The following is a 23515-nucleotide window of genomic DNA, read 5'->3' as shown; positions in this document are numbered from 1 at the left end:
TAGGGGCTGCTGAATAAGTGTTGTGGTGAGGGGGAGCTGGGGAAGCTGGGGAAGCTGGGGGAGCTGGGGGAGCAAGGGTACATTTTCCCTGAGTAAGGTGATGCCATACTTATGAAGGATGCTACCCCATTTCCTTGCACTTTATCCACTGCCCATAAGCTTCAAAGTATTGATGGCTCAGGGTTTCTAGGTTGTGCAGCAAGCCCTAACTAAACCCGCCCCGACGCAGGTGTCTAGATTTCCCGTGAAAATTATTGGGAATTCAAAGAGAAAGAAGAGTCACGGCGATACTACCGCTAAAACAAATATCAACATCTGTACCGGGGGCGCGATCGCGTTTGGCATATTCGCCTTTATAGTAATAGTGATCCCCCTCTACAACATAGTTAACGGGTAAGGGCTGAATACTCGGTTTACAGAATACGATATCAGGTTCTGGAGAACCGGGTTCTAGGTGAGGTAAATTCACATTCCAAAACGTACCGGGAGGGGTGGGACGTTGAAATAACTCCTCTAATACCCTAGTTGTCCAACGGCTAGCCACTTGCCAATCAATCACCAAAGGGCGTTTAATCCAGTGGGAAATCGCAATCCCCGGAATTCCCAGAATTGCCGCTTCCCGCACCGCCGCGACTGTACCGGAAATATGGATATCTACCCCCAGATTACCGCCTGCATTAATCCCAGAGAGTACCCAGTGCGGGTTTTGCACCAGTTGAGTCAGGGCGAGACGGGTGCAATCGGCGGGCGTACCGGCTACCGCGTAGGCAAATTCTGAGCGCTGTTGAACATGGATGGGTTGATGCGTGGTAACTTGATGACTACAACCGGATAAATGGGTTTGAGGCGCGACGATGACACCTTTACCCTTAACCGCTTGCTGGAGTGCTTGAATCCCTGGAGCATCTATTCCATCATCATTGGTGAGAATTAAAGTCATCTTAGGGGCGTAACGGATAACACCAATGTTCTAGCATATCGGTAAATCGTTGATTGTTGATTGTTGATGGCTGATAAAACTGTGGCTGGTATATTTCTATCGTTGAGACAAAATAAATTAATAACCTGTAATGGCTTGGCACAACTAAAATAGGGCTGTGTTTGTAGTAAGCAGTTTAGTGCTATAATGCCTAGCTGGAGAGGGCTAAGGTTCCCTCACTACGAACCGATTCCGATCCATCAATTAAGATGGGTCACGTCAGTAGGGTGGGTTAGGCGGGTATTTGCTTAACTGGACGTTGGACAAACAAAGTGCGATCGCGGTTGGGAATTTGGTGTTTTTTGCTCGGGTTTCAGGTTAATATTAAAATATGATATCGGGACATAAAACCTAATGTAGGGGCGGGTTTAGGGACAAAATTAATGGAGCCACCAATCACCTTTCTACAAAACCCGCCCTGCCCCAATCTTTCACTGCGATCGCGGTTGCGAATAAGGTGGGTTGGGTTGTCCAGTTTTGGATTGATCGATTGCCTTTCGGTGGGGGAATGGGCGGGTTTTGTTGTTCCGTTATTGGTGGATATCTGAATTGATTCCCTAAACCCGCCCCTACATCTAATTTTTATGCCCCAAATGCCTTGGCTAATAAATTACGCAAATTTATTTTTTTGTTCAAAGTCCAATCCTTAAGCCCATAACCTTTTAATCCGGTATCCGCCGTAACCCACCAATAAATATATTAAGATTTATTTTACATTTTTGATATATTAAAATTCCATGAGTTACTTATTAAAGTATAGATTAAATTTTGACCAAAATGATACAATCATCAAAATCGCTAAATTTTGATGTAAACCCTACATCAGACTTTATTGTGCCAGATATACCTGGACTAAACTACATCCCCGATTATATAAATACCCAGGAGCAAAATCAATTACTGGAGATTATCGACCAACAAGAATGGTCAACCCAATTAAAACGCCGAGTACAACATTATGGTTATCGCTATGAGTATAAAAAACGGACATTAACCTCTGCCAGCTACTTAGGAGAATTGCCAAATTGGGCAAATCAACTGGGACAACGACTGGTTCGCGATCGCGTCACCCCAACTCCCCCCGATCAACTGATTGTCAATGAATACTTACCCGGTCAAGGAATTACCAATCATGTTGACTGCGTTCCCTGTTTTGGTAATACCATTATCTCCCTAAGTTTGGGGAGTCGTTGTGTGATGAACTTGAGCCACCCACCCACGCAAACCCAGATTCCTGTTCTGCTATTACCGGGGAGTTTAATTGTTTTGCAAGGGGTTGCTCGCTATCAGTGGCAACATGGCATTCCTGCTCGCAAAACAGATCAGTGTCAGGGAAAAAAGTTAGTCAGAAGTCGCCGAGTTTCGCTCACGTTTCGAGAGGTTTTATTTCCGTATAGATAACTGTTAAAATGATAGTAAATTCTTAGCAGGTCATCTGTTGATCAATCGAAACTATAAAATGAAATGCACCCCTGATAAATTATCTAATTTAGTTTGACCAAGCTTGAGTTGAGCGCGATCGCTGAGTTTTTTTACTGCTTTCTGTCTGTGTACCTCAGTTTTAAGTTTTAAGCAATTCCCTGGGAAGTCAGAAGCCGGAACTTCAACGAAGTAAGTTGCGGTAGTTCACTAAGGTAGGGCTTGCTGCACAAAGCCAAAACCGCAAAGCCCATCAATACTTTGAGCTTTATTGATAGAGGGTTTGATTCAAGGAAATCGGGTAGTATTCTTCATAAGTATGGCATCACCTTGCTCAGGAAAAATGTACCCTTGCTCCCCCAGCTCCCCCAGCTTCCCCAGCTTCCCCAGCTCCCCCTTACCACAAGACTTGTTCAGCAGCCCCTAAGGTAGCGGTACCAGGTACTCTATCCCGATAGCGCTGATGAAAGCTGTATCACTATATAAGACTAAAACATAATCGAACCGGGTTCTCTATCTATAATCTCAGCCCTGACTATCGCCTTTCGTCATTAGTCACGGGTTATTGACACAAAGGGTTTTACAGAAGAGAGTGTTATGAATTATCAAGACAAATTAAGTCCGTGGAAAATTGTCCGCTTGCAGTCAAATTTGCAACATGTCATTGTGGGTCGCTTCCGTCGTCGTGGCGATGCTGAAGGTCATTTGCGTATTTTGAAGCGGATGATGCCTGACTTACAATTCGTGATTGTGTTTGATGTGGGTCACGCGGAGGAGTCTATTCCTTCCGTTTCTACAACTGAAGCAGAAAATTAATCGTGTAGAGACGTTGCATGCAACGTCTCTACGTTAACGTTATCGATTAAACCTGCCCCTACACCCCTTTGTGTCCTCTGCCTTTTTACAACAAGCGGCTAGGTTCAGGTTGAGCGGAATTTAAGCGCAAACGTTTTACCGCTTGCTGAACAAATCCCTGTAAAAATGCTGTCCGTTGATTTTGTTGGAAAACAGTTTGCAATTTCTCTTTCAGGCGGTCAAGATTTAAGGGGTGATCGGTTGCTGTCGGTTCAGTAATCTCCTGGTCTTGGAAATATTCGATTAAACTCAACCCCGCTAATCGGGTCAGATAAGCTGCGCTAACACCTTGTACCGCACCGCCAGCGATATAGGTAAACGTATTGCTTTTAAGAATACCACCGATAGTTTGGGTGGAGAGTTCAACTAGACCCAGTTTAACCATTAAGCTACCCAAGGTTTTGGCAGCAGATTGGGCTTGGGATAGGGAAAATTTTTGTTGATAAATTCCGGCTAATTCAATCACTAATTGGCTACTAATTGCAGCCGTGGCGAGTAAATCTAAAGCGGGAACCGGGTTAGCAAAGGCAGTGGCGGCGGTAATCCACTGATACTGTTCAATCAGGGGTAAAGCGCGATCGCGTCGGGCTTGATTTAAGGCGGTTTTGGCTTCAGCTTTGAGGCTGATTGCGGATCTGAGGGTGGTTCCCCAGATGAGCTGTTGAGCGTCTTCAGTTAAGATGGGGGTTAATCGTTGCGTCAGTGGGGTTATGTCCGGAGTTTGCGCCTCTAACCATTCTTGGATTGACCCATCGGATTGATGCTGGCGTACTTTTACCGGAGTGGGGGAAGCCGCGATCGCAATGATATCTTCTGCGGGTAAGAGTTGGGCGAGTCGGTGTCGCAGTTGTTGCAACACTAGCAGTCGTTCTGGGGGTAAATAGTGGTCTTGTTTGTTAAAGATGAGCAGAAGTCGCTGATTTTGCATTTTCAGATGCTGCAACAGTTGAAACTCAGAATCGGTTAAATCACTGGTAATCACAAACAGGATTAAATCCGAGTTGGGGACTGTGTCCTGAGTGCGATCGCCTGGGAATAAGGCGGTAGTTTCTTTGACGCTAACCGTAGGGAATTGTTCGGATAACCCGTTCGAGTTTAAGACTTGTACTAAACAGGATTTTCCGACGCCTTTACCGCCAGTGACAAGCAGTTGCAATTCTTGTCGATCCAATTGGGTGGTTAATTGGTCAACCTGCTGTCGTAATGATGTGCTACTGTCAGGATTGTCAACCTCTGTTTCTAGGTGGGAGATAGCGAGTTCCGCTTGAGCGATCGCCCCCTCTACCGTAGCCCGATCTAGAGGCGAGGATATTGGAGATAACTCTGCCGAACTTGACCCTCGCTTCTGAAACAACCATACCCCACTACCGAGTGCGATCGCGCCGAGGAGTCCAACCTCTCCCCACTCCGCCACTGACTGATGCACCGTCTCTAGCAGCCATAATCCAAAGGATAAAGCAATACCGCCCACTAAAATAGGTCGCCGTAACTGAACCGCCATATCTTTTTTCTAACCTTACTTCCACTACGATAACGTTTTCGGGGGTTTTACAGAATCCCTACAGGCGTATTTTAGAGTTGAGATTGGGTAGGATGCATTGGTGTCGGAGAGACATTGCAGGCAAAGCCTCTATAGTTCCTGAGTTTTAATTTCTCTGAACAAGGAAAAATATTAACTCCAAGAATCCCCATTCCTCTCCATCAACGGCGGACTCTAAATCCAAACTATCCCGCCCCGAATTTATCTATTTAGGAAGAGTACAGTCTAAGTGCTTCATAGCTAAAATAAAAAGTAGAATTGTTGTCGTGCTTTATCCGTCTGCCCATGTTGATCAATGAACGAAATTACGAGTGGGATTCCCTCCCTCACTCTCAAGAATATTCCAGCCCCACTTTAACGATTCAAAGTCCGTTACCCTCCAATCATAAAACTCTTAAAGACAAAGCTGATTCAAAAGTTGAAAAAGCAGATAGTCTAGCCGAAGAAGGAGACTATGAAAGTGCGATAAATTATTATGATGAAGCGATAACCATTAAAACCGATTGCACCTCTGCTTGGTATCATCAGGGGGTGGCGTTGCAGCATTTAGACCGTGATGAAGAAGCATTAGCCAGTTTTGATAAAGCGTTAAACTTCAACTCAGATAATCCCAAAATCTGGAACTACCGGGGAATTACGCTCAAGAATTTAAACCGTTATGATCAAGCGATCGCCTCCTACGATAAAGCGTTAAAGTTAAATTCAGATGATGTTAAAGTATGGTACAACCGGGGCGTAGCGCTGCGGAAGTTAAAGCAGTACGAGGAAGCGATTGACTCATTCAATCACGCCTTAGCGCTTAATCCTAACTATGCGAAAGCCTGGATTGATCGGGGGAACACACTACGGAAATTAAATCGCCTGCAGGAGGCGATCGCATCATACAATCACACCTTGGCAATTCAACCGGATGATGATAGAACCTGCTGTAATTGCGGTTTCCTGTTGTATCAGTTACATCGTTATCAAGAGGCGCTGGCATCCTTTGATCAAGCGATCAAGGTGAATCCCAACTCTGATAAAGCTTGGCATAATCGGGCGATGGTTTTAAATCACCTCGAACATTACGAAGAGGCGGTTGAGAGTTGCGATCGCGCTTTGGAGATTAATCCTGATTATGAATTAGCCTGGAACACTAAAGCTGTTGTACTTTTAAATTTAAAACGCTACGAATCGATGATTGAGTGTTATGATTACTCATTACAGATTCACCCCAAAAATTATTATACGTGGTATTTGCGCGGCAAAACCTTATTTAGGTTAGGGCGCTATGAAGACGCGATTGACAGTTATGATCAAGCTTTAGAACGTAAACAAGATTATCACTACTGGACAGAACGTGGAAATGCCCTGCAAGAATTACAACGCTATCAGGAAGCTATTACCGCTTACAATCAGGCGTTAAAATTGAACCCCAATGATGATGAACTGTGGATGCTAAAAAACCTGGCGACTAATCGCTGGCGTTGGCAAAAATGGCATCAAAAGCTAGTGAAATTGTGGCAGAAAATTAAAGCCTTGTTTGAGCAAAGTGCAAGGGAATAATGCCTGTTTAAGCTGACCTAATATAACATAAGACATAAGACATAAGACATAAGACATAAGACAAATTACCACGGACTACCAATCATCATAAATCCCGACCAATAATAAGGATGGGATAAATCAACTTGTCCCAACTCAGCCAATTGTGGCGGTAATGATACCCCTCCTCCTGTTCCACTCCCGCGCAATTGTCCCGCTTCAATCACGACATTTCCCCGCAACATCGATAACTGGGCTTCTCTTAGCGCCTCTGCCTTAATTTGAGTTTGACCTAGTTGATTATACAACTCAGTCATTAAAGCCAATGTCCCTTGGTCACTCACCTGCCAGACACTACCTAAAGCACTCTTCACACCCGACGCCACCGCTAATCCAGCAAAGCCTAACTCCGCCTGATTGTCTCCCACCGCCGTGCGACAAGCTGATAATACTAATAATTCTACAGGCGGATCATCCCAATTCATCTGTTGCATTTGCGCTAAAGTTAACTTGTCATTCCATAACTGCACATAGGAATTACTCGGTCCCCCAGATTTAAAATCGGCATGAGTTCCTAGGTGAATAATTTCATAAGCATAACGCTGGCGTTCTTGAATTAAATTTTCTAATGTAAACTCCTGATTGAGAAAAACCTGACCACCCACTTCTTGGGCAATCGTTGATAACTCTACCGGAACCGCTGGTAACGGATTAAGTTCCGTAAATTCTGATGCCCCCATCGCTAAGATTTGCGGATTTGTCAGCGGCTGATAATTACTATTCATCAGGCTGAATGTGGGAATCATGCTGAGGCTGTAGTTTTCAATCAAAAACTGTTCACCATCATGCAAGACTGGCATAGGTATCGTCCGCAATCCCGCATCCATGGAAAAGAGTAACGTATCAATTTCAGCCGCTTCCAGTTCCGATGCAATCGGTGCAATTAACCACTGATAAAGTTGTTGCGCGGGTTTCAAATAACCATTCCCCCGACGGCGAAATGCATCTGTAAGTTGAACTCGCAGTTCATTTGTAACTCCTAGAAGTTGGTCGCGATTAACCGGGATAACTTTAGTGACAGGTTCAGCGGCGGCGGTAAAGAGGACTAATTTCACGCCATCCGGTTCTGTCACCGCATAAATTACGGCGGAACGATTCCCGGTTTGACGTTCAATTTCTGCCAACGTCTGTTCAATACTGGCTAAGGAAATTGAATACTGAGAGAAATCTCGCCCAAAGTAATCGGCAAATTCTTTCAGTCGGGCTTGTTCTAGGGATTCAATATAGCGATTTGTTGCCCCTGCCGCATCTTGTAGGGTCAAAAGTGCAGTTGAGGCGTTTATAATCGGCAGCGCTTGAGTAACATTATCGGTGGTGTCTATAAAGGGCAGAGACTCGATAATATTGTCTGAATCAATCCCCTCATAAAGATTGTAAATGACATCCGGGGAAAGAGTTAAGTCTGGCGGAACAGGTGTCTGTGGAGAACCTGCACCAATAATTTGAATATTTCCTGTGGTTTGACCACTAGCAAAGGATTCCACTGGAGAAATAGTAGCACTACCACTGGTAAGGGCGGCGGCTATCCCATTCGTCGTTGCATCACCGATTTCAAACGGTGTTTCATTTTCTCCGCCATGGCTAATTGTAATATTGCCCCCTTCACTCCCCCCAATTGTGGAGATACTCGCAGGTATTCCATTAGCAGCGGTAAAGATATCGGTGGCACGGAAAAAGCTGTCAGTGTTAACATCAACAGCGCCGCCTGTTGTGCCTCCTTCTGTATTAATCCAGCTAACTTGAATATCATTCGGGGCATTAAGGTTAACAGTACCCCCTCCCCCAGAACCACCAGTGGTGTTAATTTTCCCAGTGGTAATTTCCCGGTTGGCTTCGATGACAACATCCCCACCATTCGTATCGCCAGAGGTATTAATATCACCTGTGATAATCGCCCCATTTTGGCTAGTTAGCGCAATCGTTCCACCATTCGTCGGTGAACTACTATCCAGGATGCCACTACTCGCATCAATACTACCGTCGCTAGTAAGCGTAATATTTCCTATCCCTTGCGTTTCAACCGTACCACTTCCCAGCAGAGAAATACCGATATTATCTGAGGCGGTTGCATCTTGACCTATACTGCTAAGCAGAATATCTCCTGTATTAGAACTTACTTTTGTCCCCGAATCCTGAATCTGAATCCCGCGACTGGAAGCCTCTGTTCCCCCTGTACCCTCTAGGGTAATATTCCCTGAACCTGTGGATTCAACCACACCGCCACTCAGCATAAAAATACCAAAGTTGTTGTTTCCCGTGGCATTTTCGGCGGCACCACTTAAGAGAATATCACCATCGTTTGAACTCACGGTTCCTGAATTTTGAATCTGAATACCTCGATTCCCATCTGTTCCCGTTCCCGCTGTACCCTCTAGAATAATATTGCCTGTTCCTGTGGATTCAACCACCCCACCCAGCATAAAAAGACCAAAGTTATCGTTTCCAGTTGAGTCTCCACCAATACCGTTAATTAAAATATCGCCATTTTCGGAACTTACCCTTGTTTCAGGATTTTGAATCTCGATACCGCGAGTCGCACTTGTCCCAGAACCACCAGTTCCCTCTAAAGTAATAGTACCTGTTCCTGTTGATTCGACAACCGCACCATTACTCAGAAAAATTCCTGTTTTCGCTGCACCGTCACTACTTCCTCTCCCGGTAATCTCAATCGTACCGTCTCCAGAATTAAGAGTTCCTCCCTGAAGCAGAACGGTTCCGATAACTTCATTGCCAAAGCTTCCCGGTTTAATCGAGATATTACCGCCATTGGTGGAAATTTGCGACCCTGAATTCATCTCAAATTGGGCAACACCTCCATCTCGCTGGTTGGCTAAAGCATTTTGATCATTAATTGTGGCACTAAAGTTGCCCCCAGCTAAATTAATCATCACATTATTAATGGTGATACTTTTGCCCGCTTGCAGCGTTAACGTGCTAATGTTACTCGCATTGATACTCTGATTAATCGTAATATCATTATTCGCTTGTAGAACCACATTCCCCATTAGGGCATTAATTTGATCCGCATCAAAGGTAACTGAGTTGCCTGAATTCTCGCCAAAGGCATTATTGAGATTTAAATCATCTGTTCCTCCATCACTAATCGTGATAGTCTTCGGATCAAATAAGATAGTTCCTAGATTTCCCGATGTTGCCCCAACATCAATCAACCCTCGGAAAATCAAACTATCTCTAGCCGATATCTCCACCAAACCGCCATCACCGAAAGTTTCGCCCCCCGTGGCACTCACACTGCCAGAAAAACGGTTGATTTCATCTGCCCAAGCCACAACTAGCCCAGCATTTCCATGTTCAAGTGCATCGGCATAAATAATGGAATCTGAACTTACAAATGCCTGTAAAGCATTCGGTATTGAACCTTGTCCTTGAAACCCGCCACCAATCAAAACCGTGCCACCCCCATCACTACCAGAGGCATTAATTGTGGCATTTATGACTCCTACTTGTTCGCCGACTAGATAGACATTACCCCCAAATTGCTCACTCGACGTATCAACCACACCAGATAAAATTGTTGTTCCTGATATAGTGGGAATTACCACATCTGAACCGATGAGTCGCACCGTATTTTCTGAGTCAACAATAACGCCTGTACTCTCTTCGTCTTGTCCGGTGAGTAACTCAGCTAATTGTAATGGTGAAATTCCCTCTGCTGTGGCTAGGGAATCTTCCGCCGTGGCTGCTTCAATTTCTAAAGACAGTAACATCCCGGCTTGAGAAATTCGGACTACATTTTCTCCAGGAACCGCCGTCATTGTAATAGTTCCCCCAGGGGCGGAAAGGGTTCCTGTATTAATAACTTGACCCGCCAGCAAGGTTAAATGTTCTCCCTCACTTACTGCCAATTCACCCGCATTAATAATGCTTCCTGGCTGATCCATTGTAAACGCAAAACGATTCGGAGAACCGACTAAGGATTGATAGTCTGTCTCACCACTGGTATTAAACCAACCCTGAGCAAAGCCAATTCCATTTGCCGTCGTTGCTGTAAAACTTCCTGGCACATTCAGACTGGCATCAGACCCAAAAATAAACCCCGATGGGTTCATCAGAAATAGATTAGAGTTTCCCCCACCGACCTGAATTAACCCATTAATAATCGACGCTTCGTTCCCAGATACTCTACCCAGAATATTGATAATTTGAGGATTCGATAAAAAGTTAGCAACTTGATTCGCATCGAGTCCAAACTGTTGGAAACTATGGAACAAATTCGCGCCATCTCCGGAAAGCGTTCCGCCTGTAATATTAAACTGGTTCCCGTCTGCATTAATTATGGTAGTCGTTCCATCATCAGCCGCCGTTATCGACTCGGCTTGTAGCGGTTCATGCTTCAGAAATACTAATGGTATGAACAAAACAATCCCTAACCAACGGCTGAACTGAATCGGTGTAGACATGACTTTTCCCTGAACTTGAGGTAGAAATGCACTGAACTGGTTTAATGGGTTATATCGGTCAAGAATCCCCCTGTCGGGGGTAGTTAATCGACTTAGAAGAGGTTGTTATTGATAACATATCAACCAAAACTCTCCTTGGTTTCGCTTTAGTGAGGTTGCAGGGTTACTACATTTATGCCTGATTTTGTCGCATTTTTCTCTAGTATAAAGAAATAAATGTCAAGTGTCAGTGAGCTAGAAAAAAATCTAGCTAAAATGAGTTTAACTTACCAAAATAGGGTACAGCTTGATAACTGAACTTTTTATGAGGTTTTATATTATAGAGTATGTCTCAAGGATTTGTGAAATCTTGGGCTCCCTCTTTTCTCGTCCCGGATTGAGTTAGGGCGATACGTCCTATCGGACACGCTAGCGCGATCGCAGATTCAACGCCTGAAAGGGTTCTGCATCTTCATCCAAGGTGATTGTCCCCGGTTGGGCGGGTTGCTGATTGATTTGCAGCGTGAATGTCCCCTGGGGTAACTGTTCCAGATAATACACACCCGCCCCATTCGTAACCGAAAATCGTCGTTGTTCGCCATCGGCGCTAATCGCTTCTACCCTCGCCCCAGCAACGGGATTTCCTTCTGCATCAGTCACCACTCCAGAGAGAGTATAGGACAACACCAAGGAAACCTGTACAGGTGTATAACTTCCCGCCACCACCTCCACCGCATAAGCATCATTCAGGGTTTGCCAATCCAGGGGAAATCCAGACGGATCAAAGTCGAGGCGATAGGTTTCCGGTGGTAAGCGTAGCCGAATTCCATTGGCTTGGACTTGGGGACGAAAGGATTGAATCGGTTGGTTATTCAGAATTAATAATAACTCTGGGTTTTCGGTGTAGATGTCTTCAGTGCTATCTAACTTACCATTATTGTTACGATCAAAAAACGGCTGAATTAATATCCCGCCGCGATCGCGAAACCGATCCGATTGACGATCGCCTGGAGTTACCCCCTCCTGTACATTTAAACTTGCCACCAATTCTAGACTGTAATTCGCCTCATTTGAAGTTAGCGATGCGCCATCATAACGCCCCCGCACCAGCAAACCCGGTATAATCGTCGTTTGTACCTGGGCAATCCAGCCTGAACCCTGAGAACCAATCCCATAACCCAACTGAGTATCCCACAAATAACTCCCATCAGGCGATCGCGCTTTGGATCGATAGCGCCAGCCAATTGTGGCGAAATTATCCCGCTGCTGGAGGTTGCGGGTTTCATAACTCAGCAGTACAGAATAGCCATCACCCAGAAAACGCCGCGACAGATTATAATTCAACTCAGACCGAAACCCCAACTCATTCCCTTGGTGATTCAGTTGTAAAAAGCCTAACCGTTGTGTCGCATTCCAGCGCCAGCGATTTTGGTCATCAATTGTCACCCGGGCAAAGGTAAAAAAACCACGACGACTAAACCCGGTTTGCATCCCTACCGCCGTACCCTCGCGACTATTATAGGTTCCCAAAACCGTCAAACGCGGAAAGACACGCCAATTCAGGTTCAGCCGTTGGGACAAGCGATCGCGATTAAACTGTAAACTAATCGTAGAGGTTGGTTCATAACGCAAATTCGCATTAATATCCCAATCCCCTTCTTGATCGGGGCTTAACACCGACGCCGCCACTTCCAAGGGTATCCCATTAGGGCGAAAAAATACATCCGCCAATCCCCTTGCTGCTTGGTCATAAATCCCACCCACACCCACTGTCAACGCTTCCGATATCCCCCACCGTTGGGCAATTCCCCCCTGAAAATTCTGCCATTCTCCAATAAAATTCTGATTTTGAACTCCAGAGGGTTGATGAGACAAACCTGCTGAAACAATTGTCGCCGCAGCCCCATCGGGAATTTGTCCAGGAACCGTCGAAAACGTCGCCTCTCGCACCTCCGGTTGAGCTGAAAGGCGTCCTTGGGGATATAATAAAATGCGATAATTCCCCAACCTTTGACCCCCAATCGGTACATCCTCAAACCGATAAACCCCCGACGAATCCACCAACACCTCAGCCAAAACGCGATCGCTAAATCCTTGCGTCAGCCTTACCAACGTCCCCGGTTCCGCTTCACCCACAATCGTCTGTCCCACCTGCGACGCCTGTAACCGTTGTCCTGGACTAAATCCACCCCCACCAAATGTCACGGGAGGTGTAAACCCTTGTCGCTGAATCGTCGTGACTCCCCAATAATTCCCACTCCCCTGACTCCGCCAAAACGTCGGTTGAGAACCCACCACATAATCCGCCCCATCGGTTTGTCGCAAATATTGGGCTTCTGTGAGACTCCAACTCGGCGAGTCTAACAAATCCGGTTGATTCACCCGAACATACCAACTCCCCGATAACAACGTCCCCACCGCCGCCAATTCCCCCCGATAACTCAGAGACGAAGCCTCACCCAAACCCGACGCTGACTCTGATCCAGTCGCCGTAATCCGTTCCTCAATCGCCGTTAGCGTCAAATCGTTTGGCGTAATTCGAGGTAAACCGTCCAGTTGAACAGGGGGTTCTGTCGCCGTAATCCCCCCAGTTTTCTGTCCCAACCAAGGCGGATTCAGCAGAATCGCATACTCATTAATATCGAATTCTGCGGGAACACCAAGTAACCTTTCCACCTCTTCAATCGACAACACCAACCCCAACTCCGGGTCATTCTGTAACTCCTGGGGATTGAGGCGAGTAATCAATCCAGGCGATCGCACTTCCAACTGTCCATCTGCTAGAGGTGTCACCTCCAGGTTCAACGCCTGAACCACCGCATCATAAGGAATCAGCCAATTCTCAAACCCAACCGCTTGGCTACCATCTTCCTGTCCCCGCACCAAGACACTAAAAATCACCGGACGTCCCCCAACATTCACCCCCACCGGAAACACCGTAAAGTTATCAGAATTTTCGCTAACTGAAGACTCCGCTTGACTAACTAAATGCTCATGAAGATTAGAATAGCTTTGAGAACCAGCATTAGCCGCCATTCCCACAACCCAACCAACAATTATCGCGATTTGCCACCAAACAGAATCCACCACGTAGGGGCGCACCGACGTGCACCCAGAAAACCTACAATATCTAATCCGCTATTTTAGCTATCTCACGCCAGTCAAAATTTACCGACTTTCTTCCTGTAGGTTATCAATGACGGCTGACGATAACTAAAACTTTTATCCCCACCCAACTTCAATCAGATTTCTGTTAATTTACAGAACTTAACCGAACCTCTGCGTACCTCTGCGCTTTCCCTCTGCGACCCTCTGCGTTAAAAACGAACCCCTCGACACCACCAATCCAACCGACAGAATCAACCAGCTAATCGCCCCTTATTTACGGCACAGGAATCACCAAATCAACACTAAACGGCTGTGTACGCCGTTCATCGTCTTCCGCCCAAATCAACTCACCCATAAGCTGATATTGACCCGCCGCTAATTGTCCTTCATTAGGATAATTTAAGAGAAACTGACGCTCACTCTCAGCCACAATTCCCGTCGGTTTCAAACTCCCTGTATCTATAACCGTATCTCCCTGCTTTAACGTCCAACTCACCGCTGCTCTAGCCGATGCCATTCCGGTATTTTCAACCAAGACTTGAATCTGTCCTAGTTCTGAATTCCAACTCGCATTCTCTACTGTCAAATTTGGCGATAACTCTCCCTGACGCACATAAACTGTTGTACCAATTCGGGCGGTTAACGCGACAGAATTGCCACCACTATCCGTCGTTTCCTGAAGCGTTTCCGTAAACACAACCGCTCGATATTCCCCGTCTGGCAAACTAGGTGGAAAGCGAGTAATTAAACGGATGCGTCGCTGCACTCCCGGTGGTACAGTTAATTCCCTGGGTGAAAATTGCAGGTAAGGCGTTAAATCGTTAGGGCTAGACTCCAAGCTTTGAAACCCATTATCGCCATAAGTAAAGGGTTCAGCATAAACTCGTCCCCGAAAGGGTTGATTACTGGTATTGGTAACATTAATAATCGCTTGAGTTTGACCGCGATTGGCTTGGGCTTCAATCACTAAGGGTGAAACACTCATCTGGGCTTGCGCTGCACCTGCACAGAGTAAAGCGGTAGATAATGCCCAGCGACTGATGCGAGTAACGGTTGGCAAGACGGAATTAAAAGCTAAAGTCATAGCTGTATGATGTATCAAATGAGGTAATTTCCCACCCAAATCAAAAAGGTAGATCTCGGAGGTAGGAGGTAGGGGCGAGTCGCCCGACTAACGTAAAGGGGAAAACCGATTAATGAACTCGACTCGCCCGACTAACGTAAAGGGGAAAACCGATTAATGAACGACTCGCCCTGCTAACGTAAACGGGACAACTAATTAACTTGACTTGCCCTGTTTGAGATTCTGCCCAACTAACCTTGATTTAATCATAGTTGGGGTCTTCTGGCGTAATTTGATCAGGGCTAAGGTTCCCTTAGGGACTTGCGGCTTAATAATATACCAATCAAGCTTGGCTGAGTTGATGAATACAGCTTTCCTCACTGGTACTTTATTTTTACGCAGCTCCCTTACTACGAACCTACTGCACAATTGTTAAGGTGACCGCATATTGATAAATTCCTGCTTTTAAAGGTCCCGGTCCATAAACCTCCAGATCCACTTCCACTGTTTGTCTAAGTGGTGCATTGGAAGTAGGGAAAATCGGCATTGGAGGACTAGGATTACCAGTGCCAGAATATTGGGTGTTTGCTCCTGGAACTGTTGCCCACGCTTCTAAACCAGCCTGTGAACCTGGAGGCGGAAAGGTAGGAGGAACATTTGGATCGGTGGGAGTAAAAGAAACAAAACGAGCATCAGTAATTTGAAGATCTGCTTGTGTATTACAGGAAACATCAACCGTACCTGATACTCCTCCCGGCGCCATAGAAGTAATCACATCAGGTGGAGGGTTTCCAGGACCACCGCCAGAGTACACTAATACACCTGGAACCGGAGTCGCAAAACTACAACTCTCCCCAATATTTCCTTCAAATGGAACATCGACAGATTGCGCCAAAACGTTCGGACTAAACGCCATCGCACCCGCCAAAGCCAGTCCAGAAGCTAAAACTAAACGACCAATCATGAGAAACCTCCTAAAGGTATATGCACATAAAAACCAATTATCGATAAGCGAATTAAGGGATAACCGTCAGCGTCACGGCATAGTTGTACGTTCCAGCCGGAAAGGGTACAGGTCTTTCCACACGCATATCGACTTCTAAATCACTCATTCCCACCGGAAGATTCATTGTAACCTCTGCCGTATCCGCCGTAACCTGTTGTGTACCAACCGTAACAAAGGTGATATAAGTTGTCCCATCTGGATCAGGTGTTGACCCAGAGATGAGGCGAGGCGGTGAAACAGTTAGCGTAGCAGGGGTGTTAGACTGTAACGTTACGGTGGCTGGGTTGACGGATTCTATAACATTAGGCAGTTGAATTGAACCACCGCTAGCCGTTGTTTCCACCGTACCTAGGACAACCTGGTCAAAGGTTACCTCAATGGGAACACTAGCCGTAAATGGAATATCAACGGATTGAGCCAGCGCTTCAGAACTCAACCCCATAGCACTGGCTAGGGTTAACGTTGATGCAACGGCATAAAAACGAAACATTTAACGCTCCTCTAGGGTAAGCTGTTCGGCATTTAAACCTTAATATCAATAACGGCGAAAGCCTTGTAGTGCGTTTAGCGAAGCCATGCCGCAGGCTTTGCATCTTGCTCGCTACTAATACCCAATTTAAATGCATGACAGCTTAGCTGTTTCAAGTCTATCCTAAGTTTTGTTAGGAGAAAGACATAATTTATCCTTTCACCAATAATTCGTCAATTTATTTTAAATTTCGTAATCTTCCCCAATCCGGAGATTGAGGAAAGGGCGACCCGATCATCTGTAGGGGCGGGTTTTACTACTATCTTTTCAGTTGCACCTCGATGTGACTAAACCCGCCCTGTTTCTAGGGTCGGCACATTTTCCCATGATAAAAGTGTACCAGAAAAAGGAGCGATCGCACTCCATACCAAAAAAATCTGTGACTGTTTTTAAGTATCGCTAAACCATCTGTTCCATGCGGCGAAAATCTAGTTCGACTTCTGCCCACAACGAACGATTATGGGGGTCAGTCTTCAGCGCTTTCTTCAAATAAATTCGGGCTTTATCCAACTGCCCAGCCTTCACCAAATACCGTCCCCAACATTGATAGGTAATTGCTTGCCACTGTCGCACCTCTGGATCTTGGGGAATCCGTTGCGCTAACCCCTCCACCAGCGCGATCGCCCGGGCAAATCGTTGTTCTTTGAGTAATTGCTGTAAACGCTCATAGAATGTCCATTTGAGCTGATATTCAATCTCTGATAGAGGAGGAATGGAGGGAGGTTGGGCTGGCGGCTGCTTGGTCACCGTAACCGTCTGGGAATCCTCCGCCGAGTGAGTTGTCCCAGACGGTTTAATCGCATTCAGCAGCAGCTTATACGCCTGTGTCAACTCAATAAACTTAGTTTGAGCCAGCCCGTCACCGACATTGACATCCGGATGACACTGGCGTGCTAAACGCCGATACGATGCCTTAATCTGCGATCGAGAGGCGCCATCGCTTAAACCTAACAATCGATAACAATCCGCCAGATTCATTTCTAGGACAAGCACTGATAGAGGTAGAGGCAGTATTGTAGAACTGCCTCACCGATTCGTCTATCTTAGCCTGCTCTGTCTTCAATCACCCGGTCAATCAGTCCGTACTCCTTCGCCTCTTGCGCGGACATGAAAAAGTCGCGATCGATATCTTTTTCAATCTTCTCAACCGTTTGACCCGTCTTGTCTGCGTAGATTTGGTTGAGTTGACGCCGGATTCGCAAAATCTCCCTGGCTTCAATCTCAATATCCGTCGCTTGTCCCCGCACACCCCCAGAGGGTTGGTGAATCATAATCCGCGAGTGGGGTAACGCCAACCGTTTCCCCTGCTTACCGGCTGTCAGCAGGAAAGATCCCATCGACGCCGCTAAACCGACACAGATAGTCACCACATCCGACTTAATATGCTGCATGGTGTCATAAATCGCCATACCTGCGGTAACTGAACCACCAGGAGAATTGATGTACAGATAAATATCTTTGTTGTTGTCTTCAGAATCCAGGTAAAGCATCACCGCGATGATCTGGTTAGTAATCTCATCATCGACTTCTTTACCCAGAAAAATAATCCGTTCTCGGTAGAGACGATTGTAGATGTCAATCCAATCGCTGTAAGGAGAACCAGGAAGTTGATAAGGAACCTTGGGAACGCCAATAGGCATAATTTACTCCGAATTCTAGAAAACGCTTTGAATGGTCTGTAGGGGCGGGTTTCACAACTATCGTTTCTTCTGTTCACCTAGATTGGACTAAACCCGCCCTGATCAAATTGTAGAGACGTGCCATAGCGCGTCTTTATTTGTAGTTGGCAAGGGTTTAGACATGAGACTAGATAGTTTACCGAAGCTGAACCCCAACAACTGACCTTTGAGTATCAAATGTAAGCACTAAGACGCACTGGCGGCGATAGCAGCCGGAACCTCATCGCTCTCTAACACCCGATCAATCAAGCCATACTCTTTTGCCTCATAAGGCGTCATGTACAACATCCGCTCCATATCCTTGGTAATCTTTTCGGCAGATTGACCCGTATTTTTTGCCAAAATCCCCATCATGGTGATCTTATTAGCTAGCACTTCCTTCGCCCGAATTTGAATATCCGTGGCTTGACCCCTTGCATAACTCTTGGGTTGGTGCAGCACAATTGAGGCATTGGGTAAGCTTGCCCGACAGCCTTTTGTACCCGCTGACAGCAGCATCGCCGCCATCCCCATTGCCGAACCAATACAAATGGTATGGATGGGGGGTTGAATGTAATTCATCGTGTCACAGATGGCAAAGGCTTCGGTTTCAAAGCCAATCGGTTCACCATCGTAACGGGAGGTTCCTGTGGAATTAATGTAGATTTTAATTGGCTTGTCGGGATTGTCGTACTGCAAATACAAAAGTTCTGCCACAATCAATTCAGTGACCTGTGGCACCAAGGGTAAACCTAGATAGACAATCCGCTCATTGAGGAGCAGTGAAGGTAAATCGGGTGGCGGGGTGCGGTAGTTTTGCCGACCATAGTAAGTTGATTGAACTGCCTGAATCGGTTGTTTCATGTTTTCCGTGTACACGACTGCATATTTGTAGAGTTAGGCATAACGTAGACCGCGTAGGTCTTAGGCTGGTCAGGTATGGACAATTTCGGTACCCCCGGCTTAAGCCGTGGGGTTCCTGACTGGGGAATGCAATAATGGCGCTATCTTTAAAACATAGTAGCGTGCTTGTGAAGTTGGCTGGGGGGGGTTCTTTCGATTGATGGCGATTTGGGGTGTATCCTAAACAACCTCAGTCCTTCATTAGTACATAAGTATTGCACCAAGGTTACTATAGTTACATTTTCTTACTGGCTTAGGAGTTATTAGACATGAAAGTTGGTTTACACCCTGCCCTCAGCGATACCAATCTTGATGCCAATCAACCCAGTTCCCAGCGTCAGTTATCGATCGCGATTCGGGCAATTACCCAATCGGAGGATCAGTCGCTACCGTTGAATTTATGCTTAATTCTCGATCACAGTGGGTCAATGCATGGGCGTCCACTGGAAACGGTGAAAAAAGCGGCGATGCAACTGATTGAACGACTCAAGGAGGGCGATCGCATCTGTGTGATTGCCTTTGATCATCGTGCCAAAGTGTTGGTTCCCAATCAAGCGATCGATAATCTGAACACGATTAAATCCCAAATCCGCCAACTGTCTGCCGATGGGGGAACGGCGATTGATGAGGGGTTGAAACTGGGGATTGCAGAAGTAGCTAAGGGAAAAGCTGACGCCGTGTCTCAGGTGTTTCTGCTGACAGATGGCGAAAATGAACATGGAGACAATGAGCGCTGCTTAACATTAGCCCAATTCGCGGTTGAGCATAAGCTGACGATCAATACCCTGGGATTTGGGGCAAGTTGGAACCAAGATGTTCTGGAAAAAATTGCCGATTCGGGGAGTGGTACGCTTTCTTATATTGAACAGCCAGAGCAAGCGGTGCAGGAGTTTGGACGCTTGTTTAACCGTATCCAAGCCGTTGGCTTGACCAATGCTTACTTATTATGTGAATTAATGGATGGTGTGCGGTTTGCCGAATTCAAACCCATTGCCCAAGTCGCCCCGGATGCGATTGAACTCCCCCTGCAACCCCAAGGCGATCAATTTGTTGTCCGTTTGGGTGATTTGATGACGGATGCCGAACGGGTGATTCTGGCAAATCTGTACATGGGACAACTGTCTCCAGGGTATCAGGCGATCGCGAAGCTGCAAGTAGTTTATGATGACCCGGCTACGGGGGAAGAGGGGTTAAAGTCGGAACAAGTTCCCGTCGAGATTAACGTTCAGAGTACCTATCAACCGTCTCCCAATACCAAAGTCCAACAATCGATTCTGGCATTAGCCAAATACAGGCAAACCCAAATAGCCGAAGCCAAACTGCAAACAGGCGATCGCTCTGGCGCTGCCACAATGTTACAAACGGCGGCTAATACGGCGATCCAAATGGGAGACCAAAGTGCCGCCACTGTCCTGCAAACTAACGCGACTCGTTTACAATCTGGGGAAGAACTCTCAGACGCCGATCGCAAGAAAACTCGGATTGTGTCCAAGACAATCTTGCAGGAGTGAGCCTGTAGCAGGAGAGGGGAGATGGGGGAGATGGGGCAAATTGTGTAGGGGCGGGTTTCACTACTATCTTGTCGGTTACACCCAGATGTAAATAAACCCGCCCCGACTTGACGAATGACCAAAACTTCACAATTTTTAATATAAATTTTCATCATATCAGTTTAACCTAAGCCTTTGGGACAGTTTTGATACGTTTTGGACGTAAAAATACACAAGTCGTAAACCTTAGGGATAGAAAATTTAACATGAGTACCAATCTAGCCACCCAGTTACGTGAGGGAACCAAAAAAGCCCACACAATGGCAGAAAACGTGGGATTTGTCAAATGTTTTTTGAAAGGCGTCGTCGAAAAAACCTCCTACCGGAAACTCGTTACCAATCTCTACTTCGTCTATAGTGCGATGGAAGAAGAAATGGAGCGCCATCGCCAACATCCGATTCTCTCAAAACTCTACTTTCCCCAACTCAATCGCCAGAAAAGTCTAGAGCAAGACTTGTACTATTACTACGGTGCCAACTGGCGCGAACAAGTAGCACCTTCAGCTGCTGGGAAAGACTACGTGCAGCGAATTCGCGACCTGTCCGCCTCTGAACCCGAACTATTAGTCGCCCATTGCTACACACGCTATCTAGGCGATTTATCCGGGGGACAAATCCTGAAAAAGATTGCTCAACGGGCGATGAATTTATCCGAGGGTGAAGGTACAGCGTTTTACGAGTTTAACGACATTCCTGACGAAAAGGCATTCAAAGCTGAGTATCGCCAAGCCTTGGATGAACTCCCCATTGATGACGCAACCGCCGAACGGATTGTTGATGAGGCAAATGCGGCATTTGGCATGAATATGAATCTGTTCAATGAATTAGAGGGAAATCTGATTAAAGCGATTGGTCAGATGCTCTTCAACACACTAACCCGTCGTCGGAGTGGTGGTAGCACAGAACTGGCTACAGCGGAATAAACCCTGGTTAAAAACCTTGTAGAGACGTTGCATGCAACGTCTCTACAATCTGGAAAAAAAGGATTTTATATACCGAATTTGGTATTATAACAATCCTATTTAGGTTCGTGCTTCTTAATAAATCTTTACAAAATAAGCCAAAATTAATCCAGCAAAGTGGTTGCCAACGTTAGCTGATTGCAATATTATTCAACATAGTGTAACAACGTCATACGCCAGTATGACAGAAACTGGATTTCAGAGCCTGAGACAAGGTGGCCGGACCTTGGCAGTCTGTGACTTCAGTTCTATTTTGTGATCACGAGCAAGTCCCTTACACCGATATCCTGCCAAAAGCCACCTTAGTTGCACAAGTATTATCGAGTAGAACAAAGTCCCTGACTGGCTTCTACTATCCAGGAGAAGCGGGTTATAGAAACCTGGCTTGTCGGTACTCGGTTGAAAATGACTAGAGTTTGCTGTGGCTGGGATAGGGGATTTTCTAATGTCAAGAGAAAATATACTTAATTAATTGTCAAAAAATTTTTGAGCGGATAATGCAACAAATGTTTACTAAAAAACAACTAAATTTACAAAATAAAGTTTTAAGCTTAACCCTCTTAAGTATGGTGAATTCAAAATTTATAATCAGACCTTCGGGAAGCGTGTATTATAAGTTTTTCCAGAGCTTCGCGAATGAATTACGAATTTTTTCGAGAAAGATTTTTAATCTCTCGCCAAAGATTAATTAAAGTTATAGAGAATATGATTTTATATTAAATTCACATAAATCTATAAGCAACAAGGTTTAACGATTGAGACTGAAAAGCTTATCAGAAAAGGGATACAGGAAATAAATATGTCAATTTAGTATCCATTAAATTGTTTTTTTTTGGTAAAGATCCCCAGAAGGACTAGATAGAAACGCAAAACTAATGCCATTATTAATTAAGAGGAGAGTATTGAATGGTCGCGAAATTAGAAAAAATTAAGGGTGCATTAACAGTGCGTAACAAAGCGCAAAGTTTATTAACATTATGATTTCGCGATCGCTAGCGGAGTTTTACCTTTTGTCAACTTAATCATGTTTTGGAGTTATAACCTATGTCTAAACTAATGAACCGTACCTCAACTGCCACTGTAGACGCTAAAATTGCCACATCTGCGAACTCCAGTTGGTGCGGTGGTGGTGGCAACATTCCCGATGGAGTGGCTAGTTTTCAAGATGAGATTGTGGTGACTGAAAATATCGCAATTAGCAACGTCACCGTCACGCTGAAGAATTTAGAACATACTTGGGTAGGCGACTTGATTGCCCAGTTGCGTCATGTCGAAACCGGGATTGTGGTTGACTTGTTCCGGCGTCCCGGACAACCACAATTTTCGTCTAGTGGCTATAGCAACGACTTGAATGGGGATTACAGCTTTAACGATAGCTTTTCCCATAGCTTTGACTCAGTAGCGGCGTCTCATGGGGTGATTCCCAGTGGTAACTATTGTGCAACTCAGGCTTTGTCCGTGTTTGAAGGACGCTCATCTGCTGGTACTTGGCAATTGATTATTAATGATTGCTCTGCGGGTGACTCAGGTTCTCTAGAGTCTTGGACTCTAAATTTAGAATAAATACAACTCTTGTCACAGATAGGGTCAAAGATAGCGGGTTTTTCTGGGGGACTGGTCCCCCAGACCCTCTGTGCAGCGCTTCGCTTGAATATATCTCATCAAATGGTCTTGGAGACCGCTTCTAAAAACCTAGACAAACCTACCCATCAGTAATTCTGCCTTGGTATAAGTCCACGGTGTAACTTTTGGTCGATAACCGTTAACGCTTGCGCTTGGCTGATACCCGGCATTGTTGCTCGATATCAGCCAAAACCTTCGGTTCCCAGTTAGAGACACGCTCCGTAATCGTGTCTACGATTGACTACAGGGCATCGACCAATAAAATTATTAAATTGATATAGAGCGCTCCATACGTGCTTTCTCGGATTCACTCCGAGATAGGCGGACACAGAGCGC

16 protein-coding genes are annotated in these 23515 nt (G+C 45.7%); 6 read left to right on the top strand and 10 right to left on the bottom strand.

From position 1 onward, the window contains the following. Nucleotides 1-262: 262 nt before the first annotated feature. On the bottom strand, nucleotides 263-940 hold the full coding sequence (gene surE, locus RIB93_RS33710; protein ID WP_446379874.1) for a 5'/3'-nucleotidase SurE: 678 nt from the start codon (nucleotides 938-940) through the stop codon (nucleotides 263-265). Between the two features lie 816 nt (nucleotides 941-1756). Here surE and RIB93_RS33705 point away from each other — a divergent pair. Further along, on the top strand, nucleotides 1757-2380 hold the full coding sequence (locus RIB93_RS33705) for an alpha-ketoglutarate-dependent dioxygenase AlkB (RefSeq protein WP_446379872.1): 624 nt from the start codon (nucleotides 1757-1759) through the stop codon (nucleotides 2378-2380). A 615-nt stretch (nucleotides 2381-2995) separates the two neighbouring features. Further along, on the top strand, nucleotides 2996-3214 hold the full coding sequence (locus RIB93_RS33700; protein ID WP_446379870.1) for a hypothetical protein: 219 nt from the start codon (nucleotides 2996-2998) through the stop codon (nucleotides 3212-3214). 85 nt (nucleotides 3215-3299) lie between these two features. On the opposite strand, the gene RIB93_RS33695 is transcribed toward RIB93_RS33700, so the two are convergent. Beyond that, nucleotides 3300-4754 (bottom strand): YcjF family protein, encoded by a 1455-nt coding sequence (locus tag RIB93_RS33695; RefSeq protein WP_446379868.1) that lies wholly within the window; start codon nucleotides 4752-4754, stop codon nucleotides 3300-3302. A gap of 300 nt (nucleotides 4755-5054) precedes the next feature. On the opposite strand from RIB93_RS33695, the gene RIB93_RS33690 reads away from it, so the two are divergent. Continuing rightward, a complete protein-coding gene (locus tag RIB93_RS33690; RefSeq protein ID WP_446379866.1) occupies nucleotides 5055-6338 on the top strand; it encodes a tetratricopeptide repeat protein in 1284 nt (427 codons plus the stop codon). A 65-nt stretch (nucleotides 6339-6403) separates the two neighbouring features. Here the strand turns inward: RIB93_RS33690 and RIB93_RS33685 are convergent, their stop codons facing one another. The 8 genes from RIB93_RS33685 to RIB93_RS33650 form a co-directional block, all read right to left on the bottom strand. Beyond that, nucleotides 6404-10798, bottom strand: coding sequence for a CHAT domain-containing protein (locus RIB93_RS33685; protein WP_446379864.1), 4395 nt, complete (start codon nucleotides 10796-10798; stop codon nucleotides 6404-6406). A 408-nt stretch (nucleotides 10799-11206) separates the two neighbouring features. Beyond that, entirely contained in the window at nucleotides 11207-13867 is a 2661-nt protein-coding gene (locus RIB93_RS33680; protein WP_446379862.1) for a carboxypeptidase-like regulatory domain-containing protein, read from the bottom strand. A 292-nt stretch (nucleotides 13868-14159) separates the two neighbouring features. Next, complete coding sequence (locus tag RIB93_RS33675; protein WP_446379860.1) at nucleotides 14160-14969, bottom strand: P pilus assembly protein, chaperone PapD; 810 nt, start codon at nucleotides 14967-14969, stop codon at nucleotides 14160-14162. 397 nt (nucleotides 14970-15366) lie between these two features. Beyond that, a complete protein-coding gene (locus RIB93_RS33670; RefSeq protein WP_446379858.1) occupies nucleotides 15367-15912 on the bottom strand; it encodes a hypothetical protein in 546 nt (181 codons plus the stop codon). A gap of 52 nt (nucleotides 15913-15964) precedes the next feature. Then, complete coding sequence (locus RIB93_RS33665) at nucleotides 15965-16444, bottom strand: hypothetical protein (protein ID WP_446379856.1); 480 nt, start codon at nucleotides 16442-16444, stop codon at nucleotides 15965-15967. A gap of 438 nt (nucleotides 16445-16882) precedes the next feature. Further along, nucleotides 16883-17461 (bottom strand): J domain-containing protein, encoded by a 579-nt coding sequence (locus RIB93_RS33660; RefSeq protein ID WP_446379877.1) that lies wholly within the window; start codon nucleotides 17459-17461, stop codon nucleotides 16883-16885. A 65-nt stretch (nucleotides 17462-17526) separates the two neighbouring features. Further along, entirely contained in the window at nucleotides 17527-18123 is a 597-nt protein-coding gene (locus RIB93_RS33655; RefSeq protein WP_446379854.1) for an ATP-dependent Clp protease proteolytic subunit, read from the bottom strand. A gap of 225 nt (nucleotides 18124-18348) precedes the next feature. Beyond that, nucleotides 18349-19005 carry an ATP-dependent Clp protease proteolytic subunit gene (locus RIB93_RS33650; protein WP_044204190.1) on the bottom strand — a complete coding sequence of 219 codons (657 nt, stop codon included), beginning with the start codon at nucleotides 19003-19005 and terminating at the stop codon, nucleotides 18349-18351. Between the two features lie 308 nt (nucleotides 19006-19313). Here RIB93_RS33650 and RIB93_RS33645 point away from each other — a divergent pair, with 308 nt between their 5' ends. From RIB93_RS33645 to RIB93_RS33635, 3 genes are all read left to right on the top strand, one after another. After that, on the top strand, nucleotides 19314-20555 hold the full coding sequence (locus RIB93_RS33645; protein ID WP_446379852.1) for a vWA domain-containing protein: 1242 nt from the start codon (nucleotides 19314-19316) through the stop codon (nucleotides 20553-20555). A 245-nt stretch (nucleotides 20556-20800) separates the two neighbouring features. After that, entirely contained in the window at nucleotides 20801-21517 is a 717-nt protein-coding gene (locus RIB93_RS33640; protein ID WP_446379850.1) for a biliverdin-producing heme oxygenase, read from the top strand. Between the two features lie 1083 nt (nucleotides 21518-22600). Then, nucleotides 22601-23119 (top strand): proprotein convertase P-domain-containing protein, encoded by a 519-nt coding sequence (locus tag RIB93_RS33635; RefSeq protein ID WP_446379848.1) that lies wholly within the window; start codon nucleotides 22601-22603, stop codon nucleotides 23117-23119. Nucleotides 23120-23515 lie beyond the last annotated feature (396 nt).

This window comes from Coleofasciculus sp. D1-CHI-01 (assembly GCF_040218875.1).
GTDB lineage: Bacteria > Cyanobacteriota > Cyanobacteriia > Cyanobacteriales > Coleofasciculaceae > Coleofasciculus.
Note: the sequence above shows the minus strand (reverse complement) of the source record. Positions and strands in the feature narration are given on the sequence as shown.

Excerpts from the sequence above, each read along its gene's own strand:
- RIB93_RS33655 (WP_446379854.1), bottom strand. The coding sequence starts at position 18,123 with ATGCCTATTGGCGTTCCCAAGGTTCCTTATCAACTTCCTGGTTCTCCT.
- RIB93_RS33660 (WP_446379877.1), bottom strand. The coding sequence starts at position 17,461 with ATGAATCTGGCGGATTGTTATCGATTGTTAGGTTTAAGCGATGGCGCC.
- RIB93_RS33700 (WP_446379870.1), top strand. The coding sequence starts at position 2,996 with ATGAATTATCAAGACAAATTAAGTCCGTGGAAAATTGTCCGCTTGCAG.
- RIB93_RS33640 (WP_446379850.1), top strand. The coding sequence starts at position 20,801 with ATGAGTACCAATCTAGCCACCCAGTTACGTGAGGGAACCAAAAAAGCC.
- RIB93_RS33645 (WP_446379852.1), top strand. The coding sequence starts at position 19,314 with ATGAAAGTTGGTTTACACCCTGCCCTCAGCGATACCAATCTTGATGCC.
- surE (WP_446379874.1), bottom strand. The coding sequence starts at position 940 with ATGACTTTAATTCTCACCAATGATGATGGAATAGATGCTCCAGGGATT.
- RIB93_RS33675 (WP_446379860.1), bottom strand. The coding sequence starts at position 14,969 with ATGACTTTAGCTTTTAATTCCGTCTTGCCAACCGTTACTCGCATCAGT.
- RIB93_RS33685 (WP_446379864.1), bottom strand. The coding sequence starts at position 10,798 with ATGTCTACACCGATTCAGTTCAGCCGTTGGTTAGGGATTGTTTTGTTC.
- RIB93_RS33695 (WP_446379868.1), bottom strand. The coding sequence starts at position 4,754 with ATGGCGGTTCAGTTACGGCGACCTATTTTAGTGGGCGGTATTGCTTTA.
- RIB93_RS33705 (WP_446379872.1), top strand. The coding sequence starts at position 1,757 with ATGATACAATCATCAAAATCGCTAAATTTTGATGTAAACCCTACATCA.
- RIB93_RS33670 (WP_446379858.1), bottom strand. The coding sequence starts at position 15,912 with ATGATTGGTCGTTTAGTTTTAGCTTCTGGACTGGCTTTGGCGGGTGCG.
- RIB93_RS33635 (WP_446379848.1), top strand. The coding sequence starts at position 22,601 with ATGTCTAAACTAATGAACCGTACCTCAACTGCCACTGTAGACGCTAAA.
- RIB93_RS33665 (WP_446379856.1), bottom strand. The coding sequence starts at position 16,444 with ATGTTTCGTTTTTATGCCGTTGCATCAACGTTAACCCTAGCCAGTGCT.
- RIB93_RS33650 (WP_044204190.1), bottom strand. The coding sequence starts at position 19,005 with ATGAAACAACCGATTCAGGCAGTTCAATCAACTTACTATGGTCGGCAA.